The organism is Mesorhizobium sp. W067, from assembly GCF_054719525.1.
Genome location: NZ_JBTTII010000001.1, coordinates 3,721,616 through 3,742,379 on the forward strand (window position 1 = coordinate 3,721,616; position 20,764 = coordinate 3,742,379).

The 20,764-nt window shown below is 62.7% G+C and carries 22 protein-coding genes; 12 read left to right on the forward strand and 10 right to left on the reverse strand.

What is annotated here, in order from left to right:
• The first annotated feature begins 79 nt into the window (after positions 1-79).
• The 6 genes from ACYG97_RS18100 (at position 80) to ACYG97_RS18125 (ending at position 5,741) form a co-directional block, all read left to right on the forward strand.
• Positions 80-1,015, forward strand: coding sequence for a carbohydrate ABC transporter permease (locus tag ACYG97_RS18100; protein ID WP_023700958.1), 936 nt, complete (start codon positions 80-82; stop codon positions 1,013-1,015).
• Positions 1,008-1,913: a carbohydrate ABC transporter permease gene (locus tag ACYG97_RS18105; protein ID WP_023733535.1), complete on the forward strand. Its 906-nt coding sequence runs from the start codon at positions 1,008-1,010 to the stop codon at positions 1,911-1,913. Before ACYG97_RS18100 ends, ACYG97_RS18105 begins: the two co-directional genes overlap by 8 nt.
• 82 nt (positions 1,914-1,995) lie before the next feature.
• Entirely contained in the window at positions 1,996-3,102 is a 1,107-nt protein-coding gene (locus ACYG97_RS18110; RefSeq protein ID WP_023733536.1) for an ABC transporter ATP-binding protein, read from the forward strand.
• Positions 3,103-3,142: 40 nt separating this feature from the next.
• Positions 3,143-3,910 carry an SDR family NAD(P)-dependent oxidoreductase gene (locus ACYG97_RS18115; RefSeq protein WP_023733537.1) on the forward strand — a complete coding sequence of 256 codons (768 nt, stop codon included), beginning with the start codon at positions 3,143-3,145 and terminating at the stop codon, positions 3,908-3,910.
• A gap of 26 nt (positions 3,911-3,936) precedes the next feature.
• Positions 3,937-4,932 carry a sugar phosphate isomerase/epimerase family protein gene (locus tag ACYG97_RS18120; protein WP_031262129.1) on the forward strand — a complete coding sequence of 332 codons (996 nt, stop codon included), beginning with the start codon at positions 3,937-3,939 and terminating at the stop codon, positions 4,930-4,932.
• A complete protein-coding gene (locus ACYG97_RS18125; protein WP_023733539.1) occupies positions 4,929-5,741 on the forward strand; it encodes an SDR family NAD(P)-dependent oxidoreductase in 813 nt (270 codons plus the stop codon). Before ACYG97_RS18120 ends, ACYG97_RS18125 begins: the two co-directional genes overlap by 4 nt.
• A gap of 408 nt (positions 5,742-6,149) precedes the next feature.
• Here ACYG97_RS18125 and ACYG97_RS18130 read toward each other — a convergent pair whose 3' ends face one another.
• The 4 genes from ACYG97_RS18130 to ACYG97_RS18145 all read right to left on the reverse strand — a co-directional run bounded on the left by ACYG97_RS18130 (position 6,150) and on the right by ACYG97_RS18145 (position 9,077).
• Positions 6,150-6,584 carry a hypothetical protein gene (locus ACYG97_RS18130; RefSeq protein WP_023671095.1) on the reverse strand — a complete coding sequence of 145 codons (435 nt, stop codon included), beginning with the start codon at positions 6,582-6,584 and terminating at the stop codon, positions 6,150-6,152.
• A gap of 643 nt (positions 6,585-7,227) precedes the next feature.
• Positions 7,228-7,776 carry a dihydrofolate reductase family protein gene (locus ACYG97_RS18135; RefSeq protein ID WP_023733540.1) on the reverse strand — a complete coding sequence of 183 codons (549 nt, stop codon included), beginning with the start codon at positions 7,774-7,776 and terminating at the stop codon, positions 7,228-7,230.
• Between the two features lie 515 nt (positions 7,777-8,291).
• On the reverse strand, positions 8,292-8,501 hold the full coding sequence (locus tag ACYG97_RS18140) for a hypothetical protein (RefSeq protein ID WP_023671091.1): 210 nt from the start codon (positions 8,499-8,501) through the stop codon (positions 8,292-8,294).
• Positions 8,502-8,702: 201 nt separating this feature from the next.
• Positions 8,703-9,077: a hypothetical protein gene (locus ACYG97_RS18145; protein WP_023733542.1), complete on the reverse strand. Its 375-nt coding sequence runs from the start codon at positions 9,075-9,077 to the stop codon at positions 8,703-8,705.
• 145 nt (positions 9,078-9,222) lie between these two features.
• On the opposite strand from ACYG97_RS18145, the gene ACYG97_RS18150 reads away from it, so the two are divergent.
• From ACYG97_RS18150 to ACYG97_RS18165, 4 genes are all read left to right on the forward strand, one after another.
• Positions 9,223-9,396, forward strand: coding sequence for a hypothetical protein (locus ACYG97_RS18150; protein ID WP_155923304.1), 174 nt, complete (start codon positions 9,223-9,225; stop codon positions 9,394-9,396).
• Between the two features lie 259 nt (positions 9,397-9,655).
• Positions 9,656-10,408 carry a DUF4142 domain-containing protein gene (locus tag ACYG97_RS18155; RefSeq protein ID WP_023733543.1) on the forward strand — a complete coding sequence of 251 codons (753 nt, stop codon included), beginning with the start codon at positions 9,656-9,658 and terminating at the stop codon, positions 10,406-10,408.
• A 31-nt stretch (positions 10,409-10,439) separates the two neighbouring features.
• Positions 10,440-11,045 (forward strand): general stress protein, encoded by a 606-nt coding sequence (locus ACYG97_RS18160; RefSeq protein WP_023704148.1) that lies wholly within the window; start codon positions 10,440-10,442, stop codon positions 11,043-11,045.
• Between the two features lie 181 nt (positions 11,046-11,226).
• Positions 11,227-11,847, forward strand: coding sequence for a hypothetical protein (locus ACYG97_RS18165; RefSeq protein WP_023733544.1), 621 nt, complete (start codon positions 11,227-11,229; stop codon positions 11,845-11,847).
• A 53-nt stretch (positions 11,848-11,900) separates the two neighbouring features.
• Here ACYG97_RS18165 and ACYG97_RS18170 read toward each other — a convergent pair whose 3' ends face one another.
• From ACYG97_RS18170 to ACYG97_RS18180, 3 genes are all read right to left on the reverse strand, one after another.
• Complete coding sequence (locus tag ACYG97_RS18170) at positions 11,901-13,049, reverse strand: extracellular catalytic domain type 1 short-chain-length polyhydroxyalkanoate depolymerase (RefSeq protein ID WP_023733545.1); 1,149 nt, start codon at positions 13,047-13,049, stop codon at positions 11,901-11,903.
• A gap of 208 nt (positions 13,050-13,257) precedes the next feature.
• Positions 13,258-14,244, reverse strand: coding sequence for an aldo/keto reductase (locus ACYG97_RS18175; protein WP_023733546.1), 987 nt, complete (start codon positions 14,242-14,244; stop codon positions 13,258-13,260).
• A gap of 244 nt (positions 14,245-14,488) precedes the next feature.
• Entirely contained in the window at positions 14,489-15,229 is a 741-nt protein-coding gene (locus ACYG97_RS18180; protein ID WP_023733547.1) for a FadR/GntR family transcriptional regulator, read from the reverse strand.
• Positions 15,230-15,267: 38 nt separating this feature from the next.
• Here ACYG97_RS18180 and ACYG97_RS18185 point away from each other — a divergent pair, with 38 nt between their 5' ends.
• Complete coding sequence (locus tag ACYG97_RS18185) at positions 15,268-16,245, forward strand: NAD(P)-dependent oxidoreductase (protein WP_280940048.1); 978 nt, start codon at positions 15,268-15,270, stop codon at positions 16,243-16,245.
• 160 nt (positions 16,246-16,405) lie between these two features.
• Here ACYG97_RS18185 and ACYG97_RS18190 read toward each other — a convergent pair whose 3' ends face one another.
• On the reverse strand, positions 16,406-17,200 hold the full coding sequence (locus ACYG97_RS18190) for a DUF3037 domain-containing protein (protein ID WP_023733549.1): 795 nt from the start codon (positions 17,198-17,200) through the stop codon (positions 16,406-16,408).
• Entirely contained in the window at positions 17,197-18,018 is an 822-nt protein-coding gene (locus ACYG97_RS18195) for a HipA family kinase (protein ID WP_156931487.1), read from the reverse strand. Before ACYG97_RS18195 ends, ACYG97_RS18190 begins: the two co-directional genes overlap by 4 nt.
• Before the next feature lie 746 nt (positions 18,019-18,764).
• On the opposite strand from ACYG97_RS18195, the gene ACYG97_RS18200 reads away from it, so the two are divergent.
• A complete protein-coding gene (locus ACYG97_RS18200; protein ID WP_031262131.1) occupies positions 18,765-19,649 on the forward strand; it encodes an AraC family transcriptional regulator in 885 nt (294 codons plus the stop codon).
• A gap of 320 nt (positions 19,650-19,969) precedes the next feature.
• Here ACYG97_RS18200 and ACYG97_RS18205 read toward each other — a convergent pair whose 3' ends face one another.
• On the reverse strand, positions 19,970-20,764 hold the full coding sequence (locus ACYG97_RS18205) for a FadR/GntR family transcriptional regulator (RefSeq protein ID WP_023671079.1): 795 nt from the start codon (positions 20,762-20,764) through the stop codon (positions 19,970-19,972).

Consider the following 20,764-nt stretch of genomic DNA (forward strand, 5'->3'; position numbering starts at 1 on the left):
GCGCCATCCGCACCCGGCCGTCCGCCATCCCGGTCCCGCGCTCCGCCAGTCCTGTGCTCTGCCAATCTCCGTGCTCTGAATGTCAAATCACGACCTGATCCTGTCGGTACCGGCGCCCGCCCGCCCCTGGCGCGAGCGGCTGGGCTCCGCGATGCCCTTGCTGGTGCTCGGCCCCTCTCTCGTGGCGAGCTTCGTCTACGTCTTCGTGTTCACCGGCTGGACGCTCTATATCTCGCTGTCCAACTCCTCGCTGCTGCCGACCTACGGCTTCGTCGGCCTGGACAACTACGCGTCGCTGTGGGCGAACCGGCGCTGGAACATCGCCTACAACAACCTGTTTTTCTTCAGCGCTTTCTACATCGTCGGCTCGATGGCGGTGGGACTGCTGCTGGCGATCCTGATCGACCAGCGCGTGCGCGGCGAAGCGGCCTGGCGCACGATCTTCCTCTATCCGCTGGCCGTCTCCTTCATCGTCACCGGCACGGTCTGGAGCTGGCTCTACAATCCGACCGACGGCATCCAGGCCATGGTGCGCGGTTTCGGCTGGGCGAGCTTCAGTTTCGCACTCGCCAGCGACCGGCACTATGCGATCTACGCGGTGATCATCACCGGTGTCTGGCAGGCCTCGGGCTTTGCCATGGCGCTGTTCCTGGCCGGCCTGCGCTCGGTGGATCAGGACCTCGTCAAGGCCGCGCAGATCGACGGCGCATCGACGTTCCGCATCTATCGCAAGGTGCTTCTGCCAACCATTGCGCCGATCTTCCTGGCGGTCGCCGTCATCCAGATCCAGTTCGCCATCAAGACCTTCGACCTCGTGGCGGCCCTGACCAAAGGCGGCCCGGGGATCTCGACCACCTTCCCCGCCATCTACGTCTATGACCTGATGTTCCAACGCGGCCAGATCGGCGAAGGTGCGGCCGCCGCCATCATGATGCTTGCCGCTGTTGCCGTGGTGCTGGTGCCCTATTCATTCTGGGTGGTCTGGCGCCGGCGCAAGGAAGCCGGCCATGGCTGACGTCTCCCTGGACCAGTCGCTCGACCGTCGCGCTGCCGCAGTCGCGTCGCGCCGGCATTTTCTCACCCGCTTCGCCATCTATGGGCTGCTGGTCGTCTTCGCGGCGATCTACCTGGTCCCGTTGCTGGTGGTGGTGCTGAATTCATTCCGCGACCAGCAGGAGATCGCGCGCAACGGGTTGATCTCGCTGCCGCGCAGCTTCCGCCTCGATGCCTGGGGCCAGGCCTGGAGCACCTATTGCATCGGCGGCACCTGCGAGGGCATGCAGCGCAACTTCTACAACTCCCTGAAGATGACGATCCCGGCCACGATCATCTCGACGGCGGTCGGCGCGATGAACGGTTACATCCTGTCGAAATGGCGCTTCAGGGGTTCGGAAGCTTTGTTCACCTGCATGCTGCTCGGCGTCTTCGTTCCGGGCCAGATTTCGTTGATGCCGTGGGCGTTCATCCTCGGCAATCTCGGCCTCAGCAATTCGGTCTACGGGCTCGTCCTCATCCACGTCATCCAGGGCATTTCGTTCACCACTTTGTTTTGCCGCAACTACTACGTCAGCATCCCCGACGACCTGATCAAGGCGGCGCGCATCGACGGCGCCGGCTTCTGGCGCATCTTCCGCAAGATCATTCTGCCGCTCTCCTCGCCGATCCTGATCGTCACGGTGATCTGGCAGTTCACCGGCATCTGGAACGAATATCTGTTCGGCGTCGTCTTCACCTCCGGGCAGCAACAGCCGATCACGGCAGCGCTCGTCGCGCTGACGGCAAGCGGCACCAATGTGCGCGCCTACGATGTCATGAGCGCCGCCGTGCTGATCGGCGCGCTGCCGCCGCTGCTGATCTATCTCTTCGGCGGCAAGTATTTCGTTCGTGGCCTGACCCAAGGGGCGATCAAGTGAGGCGCCGTCAAGTGAGGCGCGATCCAGTGAGCGGAGCCTGTCTCCTGTCGCCGATCGTCCCGTCCGCCAAGAGGGGCATCGCATGTCGACATTGATCATCCGATCGCTGCGCAAGAACTTCGGCGCGGTCGAGGTGCTGAAGGGCATCGATCTCGAAGCGCGGAACGGCGAGTTCATCGCGCTGGTCGGACCGTCCGGCTGCGGCAAGTCCACTCTGCTGGCGATGATCGCCGGGCTCGAATCTGTTACCTCCGGCGAGATCCGCATCGACGGAAGGCTGGTCAATTCGGTGCCGCCGAAGGACCGCGACATCGCCATGGTGTTCCAGTCCTACGCGCTTTACCCGACGATGACGGTGCGCGAGAACATCACCTTCGGCATGGAAAGCCGCCGCGTGCCGAAGCCGCAGCAGGACGAGGCTGTAAAACGGGTTGCCGCTTTCCTTCAGATCGAACCGCTGCTTGGACGCAAGCCCGGACAGCTCTCGGGCGGCCAGCGCCAGCGCGTCGCCATGGGCCGGGCGCTCGTGCGTGATCCCAAACTGTTCCTGTTCGACGAGCCGCTTTCCAATCTCGATGCCAAGCTGCGCGTCGACATGCGTACCGAAATCAAGAAGCTGCATCACCGCGTCGGCAAGACCACGGTTTACGTCACCCACGACCAGGTCGAGGCGATGACGCTGGCATCGCGCATCGCCGTGATGCACCAGGGCGAGGTCCAGCAATTCGACGATCCCGCCACGATCTACAACCGTCCGGCCAACATGTTCGTCGCCGGCTTCATGGGGTCGCCGGCGATGAATTTTTTGGCCGCCGAACTGAGCCAGGAAGGCGGTCGCGCCACTGTTGTGTTGCAGACCGCCGACGGCAAGACGGCCAGCCTGCCCATCGTCCAGGCGCTCCCATCCGACACGCCGCGACAGCTCGTGCTCGGCATCCGTCCCGAGCATATCTACCGCTTCGATCCGGATCTTGCGCGCCGCAAGCCGGGCATCGCGCAGATCGATGCAGTGGTCGAACTGGTCGAGCCGACAGGCGCGGAGACCATGGCCGTCCTGCGCCTGGGCGGCAAGGAGATCACCGGCCGTTTCGACCCCGACGGCACGCCGCTTATGGGCGAGACGGTGACGCTCGGCATCGACATGGCGCGGGCGTGCCTGTTCGACCCGACGACCCGACGCCTGATCTGACCCGATCTGACCCGAAGCTTGATCTGAAAAGAGTTCCGCCTTGTCCTTCGCCACCTATCCGAGCCTGTCCGAGCGTGTCGTGCTGATCACCGGCGGCGCGTCGGGCATCGGCGCCGACACGGTCCGCGCCTTCTGCGCCAATGGCGCACGAGTGGCGTTTCTTGATCTGCAGCAGGAGGCCGGCGAGGCGCTCGCGCGGGAACTCGCCGCCGCGGCAGCGCACGCGCCCCTGTTCCTGCGCTGCGATGTGACCGATATCCCCGCCCTCCAGGCCGCGATCGGCACGGTGCGCGACCGCCTGGGGCCTGTCTCGGTGCTGGTCAACAACGCCGCCGATGACAATCGCCTCTCGGTCGCCGACGTGACGCAGGAATACTGGGACCACGCCCAGGATGTGAACCTCAGGCACCACTTCTTTGCCGCCCAGGCTGTGCATCCGCACATGCAGGAATTGGGCTTTGGTTCGATCGTCAATTTTTCTTCGATCGCCTGGCGTTTCGGCGCATCAGAGATGGCCCCCTATGCGGCGGCCAAGGCTGCGGTGGTCGGGCTGACCTTCGCGCTGGCGCGGGCGTTTGGCCCCGACAACATCCGCGTCAACGCCATCGAGCCGGGCGCCGTCATCACCGACCGGCAGCGGGAGCTTTGGTACAAGACCCAAGGTTCGGTCGATCAGGTCGTGCAGCGCCAGGTGATCCGCCAGGTTCTGCTCGGCGAGGAGATCGCGCGCACGGTGCTGTTCCTCGCCGCCGACGACAGCCGCATGATCACCAAGCAGTCGATCACCGTGGATGCCGGCCTGCGATGACCACACCTGACTCAAAGGATCGCTTCATGCTCGAGGTCGGCCTGAACCCCTACGGCCTGACCTATCATCTCGGCCTCCAGGGCCGCGGCACGCAACGCGCCAATCCTAGACCTGCGGGGCTCGAAGGTTTCATCGCGCTCGCGACCGATCTCGGCGCGCGCGTGCTGGAGATCTGGGTGCCATGGCTGACCGAGCTTTCCGACGACGCGGTGATCGCGCTGCGCGAACGGCTCGCCGGCCTTCGCATCGCGCCGGTCGTCAGCGGCGGCCTGCTGGTGGGCGAACCGCTCGACGATGCGTTTCGGGCCGCGCGCCTGCTCAAGGCCAAAATCATCCGGACGGCGCTGACGCCGGTTCTCTGCGGCGACCGCAACGCCGCCGGCGAAAAATGGAGCGAGTACGCCGGCATCATTCGAGAGCGATTGGTGGAGTGGGGTCCCCGCGCGAATGCCGAAGGGTATGTCCTTGCGATCGAAAACCACCAGGACTTCACCAGCAGGGAACTCGTCGATTTCTGCGCCCTCGGTGGTGACAGTGTGGGCGTCACCTTCGACACCGGCAACACGTTCCCGGTCGGCGAAGCGCCGCTCGATTTTACGAAGGTGATCGCCCCCTATGTCCACCATGTTCACCTCAAGGATTACCGCGTGCAGTTCACGACCGAAGGCTATCGGCTGATCCGTTGTGCCATCGGCGACGGTGCGGTGCCGTTTGCCGAGCTGTTCGCCATTCTTGGCCAACACCACGATCGCATGACCGCCGTTCTCGAACCGGGCGCATTGGAGGCGCGGCATGTCCGCTATCTCAGCGACGACTGGTGGCGCGGCTACCCCGAGAAGACGGCGCGCGACTTTGCCGCCTGCCTGGCGGCAGCCCAGCGCAACCGGCTGCCCGACGATGCCGACTACCGCACGCCTTGGGAGCGCGAAGACGACGTCTCACTGGTTTCCTATGAGCTCGACATGATCCGGCGCAGCGCCGCCAACATGCGCAAATTTGGTTTGATGGAGAAAATCCGATGACAGCACGTGAACTAGATGGATTGACCGCCTTCGTAACCGGCTCCGGCCGCGGCCTCGGCCGCGTGATGGCCGAGCGCCTGGCCGAACTCGGCGCCAATGTCGCAATCCACGACATGAACGAGGAAGCGCCGGCCAAATATGGCGAGTTCGCCAATCTCGGCGAAGTGGTCGAGCGCCTGAAGCGGCACGGCACGAAGGTCACGTCGGTGACCGGCAACATTGGCGACCAGAAGGCGGTGGCCGAGATGAAGCGCAAGATCGAGGCCGATCTCGGCGATGTGCATGTGCTGGTCAATTGCGCCGGCGGCGACATTGGCGCCAAGGGCGGCAAGCCGAACCCCAACAACGCCCTCGACATCGAACTGGACGACATCCGCGTGCTCACAGAGAACAATCTCATCGGCACGATGCTGGTCTGCCAGGCCTTCGTGCCGCCGATGAAGCAGCGCGGCGGCGGCTCCGTCATCAACATCGCGTCGGCGGCGGCCCATCTCGGCTGCTCGCCCGAGGTCGTCTATTCCACCTTGAAGGCCGCGGTCGTGCATTACACCCGCTGCCTCGCCAAGGAACTGATCGACGACGGCGTGCGCATCAATGCGGTCAGCCCCGGCGCCACCAAGACGGCGCGCTTCCAGGCGACCCGCGTGGTCGATCCCGAGCGCATGGACTCGAGCAGGAAATCGCTGAACCGCTATGCCGAGCCCGAAGAGATCGCCGAGGCGGTGGCGTTTCTGGCTGGCCCGCGGGCGCGGTTTATCAATGGGCAGGTGCTCCGCGTCGATGGCGGGTTTACGATCTTTCCGGGGTGATGGGGCGGGCCTCGAATTTCAATTTCGGGGCCGAAAGCGGAAGGTCCGTTGTCGGGATTCCTGGGTCAAATTGCCCCCTCACGCCTCGAGCTTTTCGCAGCGTCAAAACGGCTGTGGAGGGATTGGCAGGCTATACCGCTGACGAAGCGCACATGTGACCCACCGAGGATAAGTAACCCCGCTTGGTCACGCGGGCGCTGCCGACCGGTTGGTCGAAACTGGCGCTCGTACTCGCTATTCACGAAATTGCCGATCACCCTGACGAGGTCCACTAAGCAATGGTGAACGTCATTTCTGAAGTCGCAAGCAACTCGGCCGCCCTACTCCATTGAGATCAGCCATGCCTTCGCGGAGCCGATGCAATCTCTGCTGGAGCCTGCATGCTTCTTCAGGCGCAAGCGCTGTGTCTCAGTGCGGCATGAATCCTTTTCTCAGCCAAGCCAATATCTTGCTCCCATTGAGAACCCTGCGGACACGCCCGGCGGCCCAGCCAGCCTGCATGGTGGCGCCGGTGTGGCAACTGCAGACGATCTCATGCAACTGCCAATCGGAGAGTTCGAAGAAGCGTCTGGCTTCCCCGTAGGTATCCGATTGCATGCCCGATGCACGCAGCAGTGGATCGTCAAAAGCGACACTGATCGCCGATCCGACCGCGCGCGCTTCTCCGCGGACAGAGGGATGCAGATGCTCGGTCCCGGTGAGAGCCACAAGGGAGCGCGTCGGATTTCGATAGAGCAGTTCCGCCCACCGCTCTATCCGTTGCGTCCTTGTAGCCAGCAGAGCCGGCGATAGTGGACTGATGTCCGCGACTGACTGGAGTTGATCGAGTGTCTGGTGCTTCATGACTGCCTCCTGTTGGTCGTTCCAATCCCAAGGCCTTTGCTGCAGGATTGGCTCACACGCTAAGCCGCCTCGTAAAGGAGCGGCGGCCGATCAGGTGTTGCCACCAATCGCCCACAGGCACCACGCGGCGGCATCTGCAGCGACCCCAACTGCATTCCTTCGCCAATGTTCCAGCGGGATGAAAAAAACTGTGCGGCCGGCCGACCCGACGGACCCGGCTGGCGCACGCAGGATCCTGAACTGCTGGACGATGATGACGCAGGCCTGGAAAGGCGGCTAGGTTGTACCTTGCTTTTCAGGCTTGACCATGATGTTTCACTACCCGCTCGGTCATCGCGGGAAGGCCAGGAGCAGAGCCGCTGGCGGCAACGATGAGTTGCGGACGAGGTCGGGCGGTGGAGGACGACGCCCTTGGGCCGCCAGGTCACTGAAGGACCAACCGAAGCGGCGCTTCGGGCGAGGAACGGCGGCAAGGCCTCTTTGACCGGAATGGGGCGCATTGCTGACCGGCAGATTTTCGGCCGACAGCAGACCCTCTGCTGCTTGGGTACCCAGCACGCAAGCTGACATGTGAGACCTCGGTGCGAAGGCCGGGACCAGGCCCTCTCCAGGTTCGCATGTTGGCGCTGAAGCGCCTTATCGTTCAGCCTCGCGGCACATAGATCATATGAACCGTATCGTCATCGATCAATGTGCTCGACACCAGTTGCAGCGCAGGCCTTGCCTCGTGGAAGAAAGGCTTGCCCTTGCCGAGCACGAATGGCCTCACGTGCAGGTGATATTCCTCGATCAGGCCCAGCCCGGTCATAAGACCGGCCAGTTCCGGACCGGAAACGCTCAGGGTGCCCTCCGCGCGGGCCGCGATCTCGCGAATCTGATCTTCAATATCGCCGGAGATGAGGGTGGCGTTTGGGCCTACCCGCGAAAGTGTGCGCGAAACGACCCATTTGGGCAGCTTGCGCCAGAGTGTCGCGAACTGGCGAAGCGAAGCATCCCATTCCGCGTGATCATCGTCCCAATAGCGCATGACCTCGTACATCCGGCGGCCATACACAGCGCCGGCATGGTTGCGAATCGTCTCGATCCAGTACTCGAAGTGCTTCTGGCTTGGTGCGCCCATGACCAGATTTCCGGCAAGGTCATCGACATAGCCATCGATGGAAACGTTCATTCCCAAGATAAGTTTGGCCATAAGCAGCGCCTTCGCATAGTCGGTTCACGGATTAACCGCTTGTAATTTGCAAGCAGTCAGACGCTATAGCAACTGATTGCAAATCGCAAGCAGCATGGAAGAAGCGTTCGTGCCGCAAACGAGCCCTGCCTTGTCCCATCAACCCTGCACTTGAACAGCTGGGTGATCCGTCCCGGCTACCGCCATCTAGGCCTGCCTTCCCGAATCAAGCTGCACCCCAAGTCGCTCGTTCCGTCTCCACCGCACCACGGCGCGATAGCTGGTATGATCGACCGGCACGTGAAGCACGAAACGGTCGGGGATTGCGATATCGGCCTTCACCCGTAGCTCCGCGCCATGGGCGTGCTGGTTGCAAACCAGACAATTGATACTGGCGTCGCCAACGCGGATTGTCGCTTCCTTCAGAACAAGATCACGGATAAGCGACCGTCGCTCTATCGGTGGGTCAGCCGGCATTGCCTTATCCCTCTGATTTGACGACCTGAAACTCTTCTGAACCCGGAATGGAAAGCGCACTACCGGCCCAGCGGTTGCCTCGAAAGACTGACGAGCTCGGCTTCGTCGACCACGCCGGCCATATAGTTCGCGATAATCCGGGATGCGATGGCGTCGCGTGCTTCCGGCGATTGACCGTCGCGCTTAAGCTGCTCGAATACACGACCCAACAGCTCGAGTTCGGATGGCTGCAAAACGCCGGCCTCGGTGGCTTTGCGTCGAATGGGCATTTGTGATCCTCCACTGCGGTCAACAACATACGACCGCGGCAGGGAAACTCAACTCACCTGTCGAGGGCGCCACGCAGGCGGCGGCGACCACAAATCCCGTTTACCCGAGCGGGGAGTTTTTCACTCAAAGCCACAGTGATCTGGCGTCCATACAAAGCCCGCCAGCAAAGCCGGCGGGCGCAATATTCGTAAGATACCTCGCTAGAACCAGCCTCGGTCGCGTTCCTGGCTTTGCCCGAGCAGCATGCCGATCAACAGCCCGGCAATGCCGCCAAGCACGAAAGCGCTGCTGATGGTGCCGGGATTTTGCTGGACGGCTTCGGACACCGTCTGCGCCTGCGATCTCAGCTGCTGCGTTGCCCGTGCCGCGCGCTCGGTCGCGCTGCCGTACCAGCCGCCGGCTTCGCCGACGGCATCTTCTGCGCGCTCGGCAAGCGTCCGGTTGATCTTGCTGATCTCGCGCCTCAGCGATGCGACCTGCTTCTCCAGGGCCTCCTGGGCCTCTCGGGCGGAAATCTTCGGGGTGTCCTTGGGGGTGTCCTTCGCGGTGTCCTTCGGGGTGTCGTTCTCGGCCATGGCTGTTCCTTTCGTTGAGGCAGGGGGAACGGCCAACGGACAAGGATGGTTCCGCTGCCTGCGCTCACAGTCATTCACCCGGCCGGCCGCCAACTTTGGGAACACTCTCCCGATCCAACGGTTGTGGCTGATGGAGGGCACGCATTTGTCGAATCGATCGAGCCATGCTGAAACGCTGCGGACGGTCTCCGATCTGCTACACCGCGCCCGCCGTGTCATTCGCGACGGCGGCCATGCGGCGGCGATGTTCGAAATAGACACGCTGCTGCAGGTCGCCCAGACAGAGGTTGCGCGCCGCCTCGAACGCAACGATCGCTGAACCTCGATAGTTCACCGCGGGCGGTGTTCACTTGCCGGCGGCGAAGGGCCTCGTTTCCCTTTTTGATCGACTTGCAAGGCGCCCATCGAGCGGGTCGCCGTCCTCAGCGTCGGCATGGCAAAGGCGCAAAAAGCCGAGGATGAGGGGCCATCATCGCGGCATCGACCCTCCCGGTTATAACGCTTGGGCGGCGGAACAAAGCTTGGCCGCACTGGTTAGGCTCACAGCACGATGTGTGCCCCAACGAGGATTTCTGTCCATGAAAACACGTGTTCTTCTAGCTTCGCTGGCCACCGCCACAGCCATGGTCTTCGCCCTGCCCGCCTTCGCCGCCGACAGTGCTCAGGACTTTGTCGACAAGGCTGCCATCGGCGGCCTGTTCGAAGTGGACTCCAGCAAGATCGCAGAAGGCAAGGCCCAGGATCAAGGCGTCAAGGATTTCGCCAAGAAGATGATCGACGATCACGGCGCCGCCAACGCCAAGCTTGCGACCATCGCCGGCGAACAGAAGCTGAAAGTGCCGACGGAGCTGGACGCCAAGCACAAGGCCGATCTGGAGGCTCTGCAGAATGCCAACGATGCCGTTGACAAGCCCTATGTCCAGATGCAGCGCGATGCGCATTCGGAGGCGGTCACGCTGTTCGAGAGCTACGCCAAGGACGGCGACAACGCGCAGCTGAAGACCTTCGCCTCCGAGACCTTGCCGACGCTCAAAATGCATCAGGAAATGGTCGAGAAGATCGCTTCCGCCGACAATGCATCGTCGACCACCAGCTCCACCACCCCGGCCGTGAGCACGACCGACACCACCAATTCGGCCGCCCCGGTCCCGGGTGCCAACAGCTTCACCGAGGATCAGGCGAAGAGCCGCATTCAGGATGCCGGCTTCTCCGGCGTGTCCAAGCTGACCAAAGACGACCAGGGCATCTGGCGCGGTCAGGCCACCAAGGATGGCAAGACCACGACCGTGGCGCTCGATTATCAGGGCAACGTCGTTGCCGGCGCCAACTGAACCTCTGAACCAGATCGAGGAGATCAAGACCATGAAAACCGTAACCGGACTTTTCGACAACTACGATGATGCCTCCGATGCCGTCGGCGAACTGGAGGCAATCGGCGTGCCGCAGGCCGACATCAGCATCGTCGCCAACAATTCGGACGACTGGTACGACGATGGCGACACCTCCAACGCCGCCGAGGATGCAGCCGGCGGCGCCGGTCTCGGAGCCGTCATTGGCGGCGCCGGCGGGCTTCTGACAGGGCTCGGCATCATGGCCATTCCGGGCGTCGGTCCGGTCGTGGCCGCAGGATGGCTGGCCGCCACCGCGGTCGGCGCCGTTGGCGGCGCGGTCGTCGGGGGCGCTGCCGGCGGCATCGTCGGGGCGCTGACCGAGTCAGGCGTCCCCGAAAGGGATGCGCATGTCTATGCGGAGGGCGTTCGCCGCGGTGGCACGATGGTGACCGCCAGGGTCAGTGACGAACTCGCCGACGAGGCCGAGCGTATTCTTGGCGAGTCCAACTCGGTCGATCTGCAAGACCGCCGACGCGCCTATGAAGCCGGTGGCTGGACCGGCTTCGATGCCAATGCCGACCCCTACACCGACATCGAGGCCGAGCGCGACAGAACGCGCAACGCCAGCCCACTCTGATCATCGAGCCCCGTCGCCGTACGGCGGCGGGGCCGAAGGTGCTGTCGGCGCACTGCAAGCGACGTTCAGATTCGGCCATAAGGGGCGGGTTCTATTCGGACCTGCCCCTTTTCGCTGTTGCCTTGGCTTGACCGGCTCTTGCCGTGTTAGCATCGAACCAACGAAACCAGCCCAGGAAAACATGTGCCCGTCCCCGCAACTGATTGCCGAATGGCCGTTGTCGCCGTCAGCGACACTCGGGTCCGCCGTGCGCTCCAAGGGGATCGAACGTGAAGTCAGAGCCCGACTGCCATGGGCAGTCAGGAAGCACGTCAAGGCCGAGACGGGCCGCATCGCATTGCGAATGTCGAGATCCGAAGCGGAAGCGTTCAAGGCCGCCTCTGCCAATATCTCCAAAACACTGGAGGGAGTGGAAGCGCTGCCTGTGCTTCCACGCGAGGTCGAGGATATCCTTACGATCTCTTCGCGCGAGCGCCACAAATGGCTCAAGGACGGTCGGCTGCAAAGCACCGGCACACGCACCGTCAAGATGCGTGGGCGATCAAAGTCTGTCACCTTCCACGTTTTCGACCCGCGCCACATCGAGGACGTCCTGGACCGCGATCTGGCAACCGTCTGGAGAGAGCAGGATGTCCAGGCGGTCGCCGAGAACAGGCGGCGCGGTGCGGGCAAGGCCGCGCTGACGCGCGCGGGAAAGGGCACCGGCCGGGCTCGCACTGCGAGGAAGGCCCGGAACACGGACGGCCCGGCGCCCGGATTGAAGGGCTGGGATGCGTTCGAGGACGAAGGCCTGCTGCGATAATGATGCTGGCGCTTGCCCTTGTGTTTTGGGCGTGTGCGGGGCGAGCCTCAGCCTCAGCGCATCAATCCCGCTGCCCTGAGCGCGTCCTCGATGACCTTGGTAATCCCGCCCGCCGGACCGCTTGGCGGATTGACAGGCTCCGGGGCCGGATCGACACGGACAGCTCGCGGTTTTTCCTTCGGCGAGAAAGGCTGCAATGCAGTGCCTGAAGCGGCCTCGGCTTTCGCCGCGCGTCGTACGTCTGGCTTCGTCAGCCCCCAGAAACGGGCGATGTGGCGCGTCGAGGAAATCCCGACATCCAGCATGAACGGCCCTGCTTTGCCGAGAGCATTGTCGCCGCTCGCCTGCAATGGCGTGCCATGGCCCATGCCGGCAATGCTGTATGCCTCGACCACGTCGCGGCCTTTGCCATCGCACCAGACTTTTCGGCCCTGACCGTCGACCTTTTCCGTGCGTGTCGGCGCTTGAGCGAGGCCGTGCACGCCCTGCCATTGCGCCAGCACCGCGTCGGCATTGGAAGGCACCACGGTCGTATCGGCCGAGCCCTGCCAGACCGAAATCCTCGGCCACGGCCCCTTGTGCGGCGAAGCTTCCCGCAACAGACGCTGCAGGTCGCTTCTGGACGGTCCGCCATGGCCACGCATGCGGTCGAAGGCTTCGGGGATGGTCGAGGCGCTGCCATAGGCAAGCCCGGCAATGATCGCGCCACCGGCAAACACGTCCGGGTAGGTCGCCAGCATCACCGCCGCCATGGCGCCGCCGGCGGAAAGACCGGTGACGAATATCCGCTTGCGGTCGAGACCGTGGGTGACCACCGCCGCCTCGATCATCTGGCGGATGGACAGTGCCTCGCCGCTGTCGCGGCTTACATCGCCCGGCACGAACCAGTTGAAGCAAAGATTGGCGTTGTTGGCGCGCTGCTGCTCGGGGAGAAGCACGGCAAAACCCTGCTCGGCAGCAAGTTCGGTCCAGCCGGAACCATGATCGTAAGCGGCTGCATTCTGGGTACAGCCATGCAGCACCACGACCAGCGCTGCCTGCTTCGGCAGGTTTTCAGGGAGATAAAACCGCGCGCGCAAGGCGCCGGGATTGGACCCGAACCCTGTCATCTCGGACAGGTGATCGTCCTTGCTCTGTCCTGCACCGGCTGGCCGGCCGCGCATCGCGCTCAGCCGGGCGATCGTATCGGATATGTCTCGCAAATCGGTATCCTTGCGCGCCGGAATGGGCAGACTCGTGCACACAACGCACACGCAGCAATATCGTTGCTGCACTGCACAATAACAAGCGGCGCGGCCGATTAAATGACCGATGGATCATAGAATCCGCTGCACGGCTTGTGACGGACGAACGCAATTTGGCCCGGCTGACCTCTGGTCAGTCAGCCGATCGAGGCCGGCAGGCGCCGGGTTACCAGCGCTGATGCACGTAGGGCTTGATGTTCTCGTCGTAGACCGCCTTCACCTTGGCCATCGACTCGGAGGACAACGGCGCAAGCTCCGCCGCTTCCGCATTGGAAACCGCCTGCGCCGGATTGCGGGCGCCGGGAATGACAACCGTCACAGCGTCGAACATCAGGATCCAGCGCAGAGCGAATTTCGCCATCGTGGTGTCGCCTGACACCAGCGGCCGCACCTTCTCGACCGCCGCTAGGCCGACCTCATAGGGCACGCCCGAAAACGTCTCGCCGACATCGAAGGCTTCGCCTTTCCTGTTGAACAGGCGATGGTCGGTGGTCTCGAACTTGGTGTCCGCCCTGAACTTGCCGGACAACAGGCCGCTGGCCAGCGGCACGCGGGCGATGACGGCGACATCGTTCTTTTTCGCCTGGTCGAAGAACAGCTCGGCCGGGCGCTGGCGGAAGGCGTTGAAGATGATCTGCACGCTGACGACGCCGGGATATTGCATCGCCTTCAGCGCCTCTTCGACACGCTCGACGCTGACGCCGTAATTGCGGATCTTGCCCTGCTCGGTGAGCTTGTCGAGACGCTCGAACACCTCCGGATGATAGTAGAGATCGGTCGGCGGGCAATGCAGCTGCACCAGGTCGAGCGTGTCGGTCTCGAGGTATTTCAGGCTGCGGTCGATCCAGCCGGTGAGGTTCTCGACGCTGTAGCCCTCGACCGTCTGCTTCGGCAGCCGCCGTCCGGCCTTGGTGGCGATGAACGGGCGCGCGCCACCGCGTTCCTTCATCACCCGTGCGATCAGCTTTTCCGAACGGCCGTCGCCATAGACGTCGGCGGTGTCGAGGAAGCTGACGCCGGCATCGAGCGCGGCATGCAGGGCGGCGACCGCATCGTCGTCATTGACCTCGCCCCAGGCGGCGCCGATCGCCCAAGCGCCGAAGCCGATCTCGCTGACTGATCTGCCGGTACGGCCAAATTTCCGTGACTGCATCTCGCTGTTCCTGACTGCGGCTTCGCCGGCAATGCCGGCTCCATGATTGCGATTCTTCGGGGAGCCTCATATCGCATGGCAACGCGATTGACATTCCTCTTCCTGGGATTTACCAGATTACAGGGTTGTATGACAACCAGGCAAGATTGCAACAATTTGGAGCCGGGAGGAACATGTCGCTGATGCGCGAACTTTATCTCGGCGGGCTCGCCGGATGAGCAGTCCGTCAACCGTGGTTGGCTCCCTAATCGTGAACAGCCTTGTCGCGCAGATCCTCGAAGCGGGCATAACTTTTGGTCAGATGGCTGCGCATGGCGCGCCGCGCGGCATTGACGTCCCTGGCTCCGATGGCCCCGAGAATGGCGCGGTGCTCGCGCTGCATGCGGTCGAGATATTTTTCCCGCTCGGCCTCCGTCATCCGGTCGAGCCGCCTCCAATGGCGCGGGATCATGGCGCTGCCGAACGTGTCGAACAGCCGGGTGAAATTCGGGTTCTGCGTCGCGGCGAGAATGGCGCGGTGGAAGCCGAAATCCTCTTCCGAGCCGGAGCCGCCGGCACGCACCGCCGCCTCCAGCGCGTCGAGCCGCGCGCTCATCTGCTGGAGCGCCGCCTCGCTGCGCCGTTCGGCGGCGAGGCCTGTCGCTTCGACCTCGATGCCCATGCGCAGTTCGAGCACGCGCAGCACCTCGTCGATCGATTCGAGATCGTCGGGCAGCACGGAAAACGTCTTCGGCGGCGGATCCTTGGCGACGAAGGCGCCGAGCCCCTGGCGCGTGGTAATCAGCCCGCGCGCACGCAGCGCCGCCAGCGCCTCGCGCACCACGGTGCGGCTTACACCCGTGGCGGCGACGATTTCCTGCTCGGTCGGCAGCCGCTGGCCCGGCGCGAGGTCGCCGGATTCGATCTGCGCGATCAAAGTGTTGACCAGACCCGTCCGCAGGTTGGGCGCCTGCGGTATGGCGTCGAAAGTCATGGGCTCCGCCATCAGCGCGACTCCGGTTCGATTCTTGTTCAAAGAATTGCATCGACGGGTGCCCGCCGCAAGGTGACGAAAGTTCGGCCCGCTGGCACGAGCCATGGGAGGATTGCATGAAAGAACGCATCGGCTTCATCGGCCTGGGCAGCATGGGCGCCGGCATGGCCGACAATCTGCTGCGCAAAGGCTGGCCGCTGACGGTGCATGTCCACCGCAGCCGCACCGCAGCCGACCGGCTGATTGCGGCCGGTGCCACTGAAGCGGCCAGCCCGCGCGACCTCGCCGCTGCCTGCGACATCGTCATCCTGTGCGTCACCGCCTCGCGCGAGGTCGAAGCGCTGGTCAAGCGTCCGGATGGCCTTGCCGCAGCCGCGAAGCCGCTGCTGATCATCGACTGCTCGACCTCCAACCCGTCATCGACGACGGCGCTTGCCGCTGACCTCACCCAGCAAGACATAACGCTGATCGACGCGCCGCTGGCGCGCACGCCCAAGGAAGCCACCGAGGGCAAGCTCGACGTCATAGTCGGCGGCCCGGCCGAAATCGTCGCCCGAGCGCGGCCGGTGCTGGAAGCCTTCGCTGCGCGAATCGTCCACACCGGCCCGACCGGCAGCGGCCACACCATGAAGCTGCTCAACAATTTCGTCTCGATGGGCTATTCCGCGATCTACTCGGAAGCGCTGAGCCTCGGCGCCAAGGCCGGCCTGACGCCGCAGGTCTTCAACAGCGTCATCTCCGGCAGCCGCATGGATTGCGGCTTCTACCAGGCCTTCTTCGATTTCGTCCTCAACCGCAACGAAAACGCCCAGCGCTTCGCCATCGCCAACGCGCTCAAGGACATGACCTATCTCGCCTCCTTCGCCCAGGCCGCCGGCATCGCCAACCCGATCGGCGCTGCGGTGCGCAATGGCTTTGCCACGGCGGTCACCACCGGCCACGGCGAGAAATTCGTGCCGGCGCTGTCGGATATTGTTGCGGGGTTGAACGGGGTGTCGCTGGTGGAGGCGACATCACCGGGCCAATAGAAAACGGGTGGATTCGGGCGCAAGCCAACGGTCCCTACATCCTGTAGCCCTTGGCGTGAAATCCGAGCGGCTCAACGGAGCCGCCCGGAAGCTTAAAGCATATGAAGGCGAAAGGGGTTTGAAACCGCGATTGACAAATTGCAAGGCGTCGAACGCGGAACTAGCGATGGAGGACGTAATTCTGGCGAATGTCCCTAACCAACGGCTCGATCTCATTTAGGGTATAGAATCGGACATGGTGGCGGTCCATTTGCTCCGCAATCATGTTTACGAATTCCGCATCCTGTGCCTGCGCATCGTCCCCGACCACCACTAAGCGAGCAGGTCGATCAAGGGCGGTTTCTTGGTAAAGAAGTTCGCCTTCTATCATATGCGGGCTGACGCGGTTGAGCGCCTTATCCGGGTCACCCGCAAGCGACACGGCGTCAATCAGATTGAAGGCTCCATTCTGATAGGCAAAGGGAACCTCGATCTTTACGCCTCCGGAAAGATGGACGGGGTCAGGCTTCACGAGGAAGTCTTCGACGCCATTAGAACGAAAAGCTTGCGCCAGTTTTGTCGACAGCCTTTGGCCGCGCGGCCAGCTGGGTACCTCACCAACCAGCTTTTCGAACAGTTCGCTGACAAGCTTCTCGGGGTCTTTAACCAACACAGATCGAACCGGGGACAGGCGAACCTTCCCAGACCTAAGCCCTATAAATTTCTCGATCTTTTCCCTGTCCCAGCCGTTACCAAATTCATACCGCAATCGACCTTCCATCGATTCTTTCAGGTGCTGAAAATGGTTACCGAGATGGATTTTGAACGCCTGCTCGGCGCGGCGCGGGCTATGGCTAAACTTCACAAAAACCGAAGCATGAGCGAACACAATGACGCCAATGTTCACAAACTCAGCCCGCTCCGGGAACTCTGAGTATTGAACGAGCGAAAAATAGCCTTGTGACTCTCGGATCATTTTACCAACCCCGGGATTTCCGGTTCATCCACCAATCGCCCTGAGATCGTGTTCACCACATATTGGCCGCGCTCACAAATCAAATCGACCAGCGAGAGCGCGGCGTTGGGGCCAAAGCCCCATTGTGCAGGAATAGAATTAACGACTTCAACCACGAAATCGCGCTTTAATTGAGACAGCTTCTCGACGGCGCGCTTGACTGACTTCGCGTCGATATATGGATCGAAGGCCGGAAACTTACCATATACATTTGGGTCTAGGACCCATGCCTCAGGGGCCGGCCCCATAGGAAAATCAACGTCATTCCCAATAAAACAGCTTGAATGATCGATGGGGACAAGATCGTATTTACGACGCCCCTCAGCCTTCACATAAAGTAGGTTGTCGGCGTTGTCTTGTCCATCAAAAAACCGGTCCCAATTGCGGACCCACGTATCGAAAACAACCAGCAACGCCACGTCACCAGGCTCTCGGAGACGAGACAAAAAAGTGTCTCCTCCGTCGTGTGGGGTTCCATCAACGGCGCGTGAAAAGAACATGGGCGGCACCATGCGCGCCCCATTCCTTTCCATAGTCAGGTCTATTTGACAGTCGTGGACTATGGCAAACGGCGGCACCTTGAGGCCAAGCCAAGAAGCCAATTCTCCAGACACCAATTCCGACACAAGTATCGCAGAACCCATCGGATTTCCCATCGATTTGAGAAATCCCTCGCCTGAATCTGTGTCCACCCGGATCGGGCTGGTGCTTGAACCAAACGACTCTATTTCCCGACGCACCTCCGCCGGCTGACATACCGCCCCACATGCAAGAGCCATGATGCTCCACCCATCCCAATTCGGATTGCATACATCGCATCCCGAACGGAATCGAGTCTTGGGTACACGAAGTATAACCTACTGCTTTGTTTTGGTTAGTTTGTTGATAGGTCAGGCATTGGCCAGTCGCGTCTATGATAGCTGCTTCGGCGCGTTGCGTATGGCGAGTAGCTTCTTATCCTCAGTCTCACCTGTCGCCAGTGCGGGTGCTTATCGGTCATGATAATGCGTGAGGATGCATGGACCGTTTGCCTGAGAAGGTTCGCGGTTTCAGTGAGCATCCATCATGGCCGTCGATGTGTTCGAAATGAGCGCGCATCCCATTGTTGCTTTCGCGGTGTGCACGGACAGCGCCATGGCACTCTGGGCAACGCTTCGGAATTTTGGGATTTAGACCAAGCGCTTGGTCGATCGTGAGGTACGACCAACCATCGACTACCTTCATTTCGCAGGCATCCATTTCCATCCGACGAATATGGCATTCAACGCCGGACATTCAAAGGCGGAAATTCGACCGTCAGCCCGCCCGCGCACAGCCTTCCGCAATCTCGAATGCCGCAGCGGAGACGCTGCCCCTCGCGCCCGTGATGCCGACTCCGCAGCCGCATCGCTCTCGAGCAGACCTGGCGCACCTCCAAGCACCCGCCTAGCGAACAGCCATCCATCCGTGTCAAACCGCAAGATCGGTCGAGCGCGACATGTCCGGAACCGCCTATCTGGTGTCGCCACGCAGGACGAGACGTTTGATGACGCCACTTGAAAACTACCATGCCCGGATGCAGCGGGTGCTGGACCACATCGACCAGCATCTGGACGGCGATCTGGGCCTGGAGGCGCTAAGCGGCGTCGCGGCGTTTTCGAAATTCCATTTCCACCGGCAGTTCACGTCTACCTTCGGCTTGTCCGTGCATCGCTATGTCCAGCTCGCCCGCCTGAAGCGCGCTTCGTACCGGCTTGCCGAGAGCGACGCCCAAAGCGTCACCGACATAGCGATGGATGCCGGCTACGACGCACCGGATGCGTTCGCCCGCGCCTTTCGGCAACGGTTCGGACAATCGCCTTCGTCGTTCCGGAAGTCTCCCGACTGGGGGGCGTGGCTCATGGCCTTCGGGCCGCTCGACAAAGCAAGGACCACGCTCATGCAGATAATCTTCGAACCCGCCGACGTGATGATCCGCGATGTGCCCCCGACGCCGGTGGCGATCATGGAGCATCGCGGCGACCGGGCGACGCTCCAGGACACCATCCAGCGCTTCATCGCCTGGCGCAAGGCGGCCGGCCTCTCGCCCCACACAAGCCCGACCTTCAACATCTTCCGTTCCGAAAGGGAGCCGGCGAACCCGGCCGATTACAGCATGGATATTTGTGCCGGAACCGACCTGCCGGTAGAAGGCGGGCCGATCGAGGACGCGCAGATGAAGGCCGGCGTGATCCCCGGCGGACGCTGCGCGGTGCTGCGCTATCCCGGCAACACCAACAATCTCGAGCCGGCAGCGCTTTACCTGTACCGCGAATGGCTTCCGGCCAGCGGCGAGGAGGCGCGCGACTTTCCGATCTATTGCCAACGGCACTTTTCGTCGAACGGACCGGTGCGCGAGGTGGTGCTTGAGCTGTTTTTGCCGCTGAAATAGCGCGGTGGGTGGCGGCCTATCTCCGGCCCTGAGCTGGTTGAGCCGACGACCGAGTGAAATCTGATATGGCGCTCCCCCACTCCGTCTCGGCTTCGCCGAGCCACCTCTACCCCCACATTCGTGGGGGAGAGGAAACCCAAGCTTTGAAGGGCTGCGATGTCGGAGATTGGCATTTCCTCATCCCCCATGAAATGGGGGTCCGAAGGACGGGCGAGACCCGTGGCTCGCCCCGGCAAGGTGGCTCGGCGAAGCCGAGACGGAGTGGGGGTCAGCGCCGCCATAGGCGATTGGCCCAGCGCGCGGATAAGGCAAGGCTATCCCTAAGCCTGCCCGCGCACAGCCTTCCGCAACCGCGAATGCCGTACCGGAGACGCCGCCTCGGGCCCCGGCGCTATCTCCGCAGCTTCCCCCTCATGCAACCCCACCCGCAGCGCCGCGCCCGCCAGATGGTCGCGCATCGCCGCTTGCGCTCCTTCGGCGTCGCCGGCACGGATCGCTCTCAGGATGCGCTCATGTTCGCCGAGCGTGATGCGGGCCATGTCGTCCGACTTTTGCTGGTTGCCGGCGGCGAGAATGCTTTCGCGCACCCGCTCGGACACGAAGACCAGGAATTGGCCCATGTAGGAATTGCGCGTCGCCTCGGCGACGGTGCGGTGGAATTCGAGGTCGCTGCGCAGCCAGGCGACGCTGCCATAGGGGGCGGCGCGCATGCCGGACAGCGCATCGCCCATGGCTTTGAGATCGGCGTCGCTGCGCCGTTTTGCGGCAAGGGCCGCCGCCTGCACTTCGAGGATGCCACGCAGTTCGAACAGATTGCGAAACGAGTCGGCGCGCTGCAGCGTCTCATGGTCGATGGTCAGCACCGTCGGGTTGTTGCTCTCGACCACGAAGGCGCCGCGCCCCTGCTGCGACCAGATTCGGCCTTCCGAGCGCAGCCGCGCGATCGCCTCGCGCACCACGTTGCGGCTGACCCCGAAAGTGGTTGCCAGCGCCGCCTCGGTCGGCAGCTGGTCACCCGGCTTCAGCCGGCCTTGCGCGATCTCGCGCGAGATGGAACTGGCCACCAGAGTGGAGAGGTGTGGGCCGCGATTGACCTTGTCGAGTTTCAGCGTCAT

Bases quoted from the DNA above. Each gene is read 5' to 3' on its own strand.
- ACYG97_RS18100 (WP_023700958.1), top strand. From the start codon at position 80: ATGTCAAATCACGACCTGATCCTGTCGGTACCGGCGCCCGCCCGCCCC.
- ACYG97_RS18105 (WP_023733535.1), top strand. From the start codon at position 1,008: ATGGCTGACGTCTCCCTGGACCAGTCGCTCGACCGTCGCGCTGCCGCA.
- ACYG97_RS18110 (WP_023733536.1), top strand. From the start codon at position 1,996: ATGTCGACATTGATCATCCGATCGCTGCGCAAGAACTTCGGCGCGGTC.
- ACYG97_RS18120 (WP_031262129.1), top strand. From the start codon at position 3,937: ATGCTCGAGGTCGGCCTGAACCCCTACGGCCTGACCTATCATCTCGGC.
- ACYG97_RS18125 (WP_023733539.1), top strand. From the start codon at position 4,929: ATGACAGCACGTGAACTAGATGGATTGACCGCCTTCGTAACCGGCTCC.
- ACYG97_RS18130 (WP_023671095.1), bottom strand. From the start codon at position 6,584: ATGAAGCACCAGACACTCGATCAACTCCAGTCAGTCGCGGACATCAGT.
- ACYG97_RS18135 (WP_023733540.1), bottom strand. From the start codon at position 7,776: ATGGCCAAACTTATCTTGGGAATGAACGTTTCCATCGATGGCTATGTC.
- ACYG97_RS18140 (WP_023671091.1), bottom strand. From the start codon at position 8,501: ATGCCCATTCGACGCAAAGCCACCGAGGCCGGCGTTTTGCAGCCATCC.
- ACYG97_RS18145 (WP_023733542.1), bottom strand. From the start codon at position 9,077: ATGGCCGAGAACGACACCCCGAAGGACACCGCGAAGGACACCCCCAAG.
- ACYG97_RS18155 (WP_023733543.1), top strand. From the start codon at position 9,656: ATGAAAACACGTGTTCTTCTAGCTTCGCTGGCCACCGCCACAGCCATG.
- ACYG97_RS18160 (WP_023704148.1), top strand. From the start codon at position 10,440: ATGAAAACCGTAACCGGACTTTTCGACAACTACGATGATGCCTCCGAT.
- ACYG97_RS18165 (WP_023733544.1), top strand. From the start codon at position 11,227: ATGTGCCCGTCCCCGCAACTGATTGCCGAATGGCCGTTGTCGCCGTCA.
- ACYG97_RS18175 (WP_023733546.1), bottom strand. From the start codon at position 14,244: ATGCAGTCACGGAAATTTGGCCGTACCGGCAGATCAGTCAGCGAGATC.
- ACYG97_RS18180 (WP_023733547.1), bottom strand. From the start codon at position 15,229: ATGGCGGAGCCCATGACTTTCGACGCCATACCGCAGGCGCCCAACCTG.
- ACYG97_RS18190 (WP_023733549.1), bottom strand. From the start codon at position 17,200: ATGATCCGAGAGTCACAAGGCTATTTTTCGCTCGTTCAATACTCAGAG.
- ACYG97_RS18195 (WP_156931487.1), bottom strand. From the start codon at position 18,018: ATGGCTCTTGCATGTGGGGCGGTATGTCAGCCGGCGGAGGTGCGTCGG.
- ACYG97_RS18200 (WP_031262131.1), top strand. From the start codon at position 18,765: ATGACGCCACTTGAAAACTACCATGCCCGGATGCAGCGGGTGCTGGAC.
- ACYG97_RS18205 (WP_023671079.1), bottom strand. From the start codon at position 20,764: ATGACGCTGAAACTCGACAAGGTCAATCGCGGCCCACACCTCTCCACT.